Below are 4,778 nucleotides of genomic sequence, written 5' to 3'. Positions count from 1 at the left end.
CCCACGCTGTGGAGCTAAAAGTCAGTATCGTGCCTTTCGGGAAAAAGGTCAGATTGAGAATGTCACTCGCCAGCATTGGCTGGCCTGTCGCTATAGTCATAAAAATACCCCCTCAAATATATTTCATAAACTATATATTATGCTAATTACTTGATACTGTCAACCCCCGAAATACACAAAAATAATTAAGGAGATTTATGACAGATCAATTGATATCTCATATTGGCCAAACGATACGATCTATTAGACAGTCCAAAAAACTTTCTATGGAAGAAGCCGCTTTTACCGCCGGCATTAGTTATTTTTATCTTTCCAAAATAGAGCACGGACAATGCAATCTGACCATCAAGGTTCTTTATCAAATCGCTCAGGCTCTCAATGTCAAGCCGCTATCACTTTTGCCCGATGGCCATATTACTAACGATAATACGCCGCAAAAGAAAAAAAACGTCCTCCAGACGCTCCGGCGGCTGACCGCGCAGATCAAAGAACTGTAAGCCTGCTCCACTGGCGGATATGCTAAAATTCTGGCATGTCCCGTATCGAGCTCCTTGACCAAAATCTCATCAATCAGATCGCCGCCGGAGAAGTTATTGAGCGGCCGGTGTCGGTGGTCAAGGAGCTGGTGGAGAACGCGCTCGACGCCGGAGCCACGCGCGTCACGATCGAGATCGCCGACGGCGGCAAGCGGCTCATCAAGGTCAGCGACAACGGCGCCGGCATGGACGAGGCGGATCTGGCCAAATGCGTGGTGCGGCACGCCACCAGCAAGCTCAAAACGCCGGAAGATCTGTTCCGCATCACGACTATGGGTTTCCGCGGCGAAGCGCTGCCGTCCATCGCCTCGGTGTCCAATACGCAGATTATTTCCAAGCCGCAAGGCAGCGCGCAGCCGCATGCCTGCTGTCTGCATCTGCAGGGCAGCGCTGTCGACCGCCTCGAAAAAGTTTCCGCGCCGGAAGGCACGACCGTGCTGGTGGAAGATCTTTTTGCCAGCGTGCCGGCCAGACTGAAATTTTTAAAAAGCGCGGGGACAGAAAAAAGTCATATCCGTGATTATCTGGGCAAGCTGATGCTGTCGCGCGCGGACGTGGCGTATACTTTTATCAGCGACGGCGAAACCGCGCTGGTCACGCAGGGCGGTCAGCTCGGCGGCTCTGACGGAGCTTTGCGCAACGCGATCGGCGCGGTTTACGGCTCGCGCGCGGCCAAAAGCCTGCGTCAGGTAGACCTGACGCTGGAGGATTTCGCGGTCAGCGGCTACGTGTCTGATCCGGCTGTAGTCACCGGCTCACGCAGCGGACAGGCTTTTTTTGTGAACAACCGCTATATTGTTTCGCCTCTGCTGAACAAAGCCGTGGACGCGGCCGTGTCTGATCTCGTGTACGGCGGCAAATATCCTTACGCGGTTTTATTTATCAAGATCGCCTATGAGCAGGTCGACGTCAATGTGCATCCCGCTAAACGCGAGGTGCGTTTTGCGGAGAGCAACAAGGTTTTTGAAGCGGTGCGCGCGGCGGTGCGTCAGGCGTATCACTCGAGCTTAACAGGCGGCGGCGTTGAGCGCGCCGAAAGCGCTGTGCCCGCAGAGCAATACACAAACGCGCCGGAATTAAATTTGCAGTATTCCCGACCGGCAAACGCCGCTAATATACCCGAATATGACAATGCGTATACAATGTCATTACGGCCTGCCGCGGCAGTTTTTCCGACCAGCAATTCACATTCTCTGCGCATACTCGGCCAGGCCAACCGCCTGTTTATCATCGCGCTCGACGGCGAAGACCTGCTGCTCATCGATCAGCACGCCGCGCACGAACGGGTGATCTATGAGCGCCTGAAAACCGCTGAACGGCGGCGCGACAAACAGCTTTTGCTTGTCCCGCAAAGCATCGAGCTGGGACAGAATTTAAACAAAGTTCTGCTGGAGAACGCCGAAACTTTGCGGCAATTTGGCTTTGAATGGCAGGATCTCGACGGCACGATACTGCTGCGCGCCATACCGCTGGTCGAGCTTAAAAATCCTGTCGAGCAGTTTTTCCGCGGAACGCTGGAAGATCTGAGCGAGGCCGCTGGCGGACGCAGCCTGCCGGAGCGCGAAGACTATTTGCTTTACACCATGGCCTGCAAAGCCGCGGTCAAAGACGGTGATCTGCTGACCATGCTGGAAATGCAAAAACTTATCTCTGACCTAATGGCGCTGCCAAATTATCAGACCTGCCCGCACGGCCGGCCTACGATTACGTATCTGGGACGCGACGAACTCGCCCGCCGATTTAAAAGATAATCTAAAGAATGAAAGAATAATTATACTGACGCGCGGATACGCAAAATCTCGTCGACGTAAGACTGGGCGTGCGCGTCAAGCTGTTCATTGGTGCGGCGAATATCACCGCTGCCGCGCAGGTACGAAGCCAGGCCTAATTCCAGCTGCCGCGAATTGCCAGACCACTCGTCAAGCTTTTGGCGAAAATAATAAATAGTGCCGCGCACATTTTGGTCAATGTCGTTGGGATTGGAAATGCCCAATTCCTCGTAATTCATCGGCATGATCTGCCCCAGCCCCACCGCGCCGCTGGACGACACGGCCAAAGGATCAAAACGCGACTCGCGCGCCATTAACGCCAGCGTCAAACGCGGATCAATATTTTTTTCGCGGCTGTATAAATTGATCGACATCTTGATCTTATCCACTTCCAGCTGAGAGAGATCAGCATTGTACTTGCGGATCAGCGCGTCCATGCGGTCATATCCCACAAATTGATAAGTAAAAGCGGAATAATCCGGCACAGCCTGCGCGTCGGGCGGCGAAACAGCCGGCTGAGCGGCCTGAGGAGTTGGCGCGGATTGCGCCGGCAACGCACTGGTTGCCGGGCTAGTGAAAATCGTCGTGTCACGCATAGGGTTTTTCGGCTGAAACAGCCGAAAGTCCATTGTGACAAAAAAACAAACGACAATCAGCGCCGCTACTACGGAAGCCCCATCCATAGTCCAATTAAAGCACAAAATTCAGGGGTAAGACAAGTCGAACGCCGGAAAATTTAGCGTCTGGCTTTTTGGCTTTTTTTATTTTTTTTATCCTCGTCTACGCTGTCAATGATCGCGCCCAAAACTTTGGTGAAATCCACAACACCTTCGTGTGTAATAGGCGATTTCTCACCGCCGATCTCTTCCGGTCTTTCATCAGCGCCGCTGTTAATGTTGGCATCTCTGTTCAGTATCTGCAGGACATTATTATAAGTGAGCCTCCTGGATAATGTGGTCATTGTGGTTTCCGACAACTTGCTTAACAATTTATCCAGAGTTTTCATGTTGCCGCTCTGGTTATCTTTTCTCAAACTTTTGCATTTTTTATGTTCTTCGGCAGACAAGCAAGCTCTAGCTATCTCGTTCGACAAAAGGGCATACTTTAAACCTGGCTTTTGGTCTTTGGCCTGGCGTTCAAGCGGTAGTTCTTGATCCTTTTGCATTTTCTGCACTTTCTTGATGATCAACTCGCCGTTATGGCCTTCTTTTAAGTACGTCGTCAGCGCGCGGCTTATAGTCAGCTCCAGAGCGATGGCTTCTTTCATGCGCTCCGCGCCGACCATAGCCAGCCAAAGCTTGAACGGCTCGGCTTTAGGCGAGGGAACGGACTGTATCATTCGCAAAAGCTGCTCGGTGCTGGCCACATCAGTTTTATAAAATTTGCCGTCCTCCGCCTGGGTTTTCAGCTGGTTGCAATTCTCAACCACAGAACACTTTTCCTGCCTCAGCCTGGGTTTTAATATTTCATTCCAATAATTGCATGGATTAGGATCGCCTAGCGTAGCTTTAATGATATCGACAACTGAAAAATACCATTCTCTTTCTTCCTCGTTCCAGGCCGCGCGGATTTTATTATTTTCAAAAGGTTGTCTTGTTTTTCTTTTCTTTGGCATTATGCTCACCTCGTGCAGTAGCAACGCCGCCCCCAATCGGAGGATAGCCCCGCTCACTTATATAACATACTATATTACTTGAGGGTAACATGCAAGAGCTGTGTCGATCTGAAAATACGCTGGTAAATTTATTGTCCAGACAAGGGGGATACCATCTCTCGTGCCCGCATACTCACCAGAAAATATCATTGCGTTTTAGTGAATTTATGGTATTTTAAATACGATATATTTACTGAAAAGGGGAAATGTCATGCCGCCAATCAGTTCGCAATTAAATTCATTTTCACCGCTGGCGCAATCAGCTTTCTTGTCCAATCTCGGCCTCAATGACCGCAACGGTAATGGCGTTATCGACAAAGACGCCGGCGAAGGCTATGAGCAATTTACCGCAAAATACGGCAACGCCGATATCGGTTTTTTTGCCAATGGCATCACTCAGGGCGCGCACAACAATAAACTGGAAGAAAATGAAATAGTTAATCATTATTATTTAAATATCCGTTTCAAAGATATTTTCACCACGGAGACCAATGCCGTCGAAAATGATCTGGCCGCCGAAATACGCCGCAGCGGCATACAGCTGGTCTGGCTGGATGACGAGCAGGGTACGGTCATGAATGCGGTCAGTAGAATACTGGGCGCAGGCTGGCAGGAAAAAAATGTCTCGGCTGACGAGGCGGAAAGAATGTTTCAACGAGTTATGGAAAGCCTGCGGGTCAATGGTTTGACCGGCGATCCGTCCCGCACCGGTTATTATCAGCTGCCGGAATTTGTCCGCCGCAAAGCTGGTTATTGTTTTGAAGCTGCCCAATTTGGCTTTTGGTTTTTTTCGCAGCTAGAAATTAACTCTGTGGCGGT

At 50.7% G+C, this 4,778-nt stretch carries 5 protein-coding genes; 3 read left to right on the top strand and 2 right to left on the bottom strand.

All coding sequences use genetic code 11. The features are described 5' to 3' along the window. Positions 1-197 precede the first annotated feature (197 nt). A complete protein-coding gene (locus LBJ25_00905; GenBank protein ID MDR1452523.1) occupies positions 198-497 on the top strand; it encodes a helix-turn-helix domain-containing protein in 300 nt (99 codons plus the stop codon). Positions 498-532: 35 nt separating this feature from the next. Beyond that, a complete protein-coding gene (mutL, locus tag LBJ25_00900) occupies positions 533-2,287 on the top strand; it encodes a DNA mismatch repair endonuclease MutL (protein ID MDR1452522.1) in 1,755 nt (584 codons plus the stop codon). Positions 2,288-2,307: 20 nt separating this feature from the next. Here mutL and LBJ25_00895 read toward each other — a convergent pair whose 3' ends face one another. Both LBJ25_00895 and LBJ25_00890 read right to left on the bottom strand, forming a co-directional pair. Then, positions 2,308-2,988 (bottom strand): transglycosylase SLT domain-containing protein, encoded by a 681-nt coding sequence (locus LBJ25_00895; GenBank protein MDR1452521.1) that lies wholly within the window; start codon positions 2,986-2,988, stop codon positions 2,308-2,310. Between the two features lie 53 nt (positions 2,989-3,041). Beyond that, positions 3,042-3,920 (bottom strand): Bro-N domain-containing protein, encoded by an 879-nt coding sequence (locus LBJ25_00890; protein ID MDR1452520.1) that lies wholly within the window; start codon positions 3,918-3,920, stop codon positions 3,042-3,044. A gap of 250 nt (positions 3,921-4,170) precedes the next feature. Here LBJ25_00890 and LBJ25_00885 point away from each other — a divergent pair. Further along, positions 4,171-4,778: hypothetical protein (locus tag LBJ25_00885; GenBank protein ID MDR1452519.1), on the top strand; the 608-nt coding region annotated here is incomplete at its 3' end.

It is taken from the genome of Candidatus Margulisiibacteriota bacterium, assembly GCA_031268855.1.
In the GTDB taxonomy this organism is placed as follows: Bacteria; Margulisbacteria; Termititenacia; order Termititenacales; family Termititenacaceae; genus Termititenax.
Note: the sequence above shows the minus strand (reverse complement) of the source record. Positions and strands in the feature narration are given on the sequence as shown.

Excerpts from the sequence above, each read along its gene's own strand:
- LBJ25_00905 (MDR1452523.1), top strand. The coding sequence starts at position 198 with ATGACAGATCAATTGATATCTCATATTGGCCAAACGATACGATCTATT.
- mutL (MDR1452522.1), top strand. The coding sequence starts at position 533 with ATGTCCCGTATCGAGCTCCTTGACCAAAATCTCATCAATCAGATCGCC.
- LBJ25_00895 (MDR1452521.1), bottom strand. The coding sequence starts at position 2,988 with ATGGATGGGGCTTCCGTAGTAGCGGCGCTGATTGTCGTTTGTTTTTTT.
- LBJ25_00890 (MDR1452520.1), bottom strand. The coding sequence starts at position 3,920 with ATGCCAAAGAAAAGAAAAACAAGACAACCTTTTGAAAATAATAAAATC.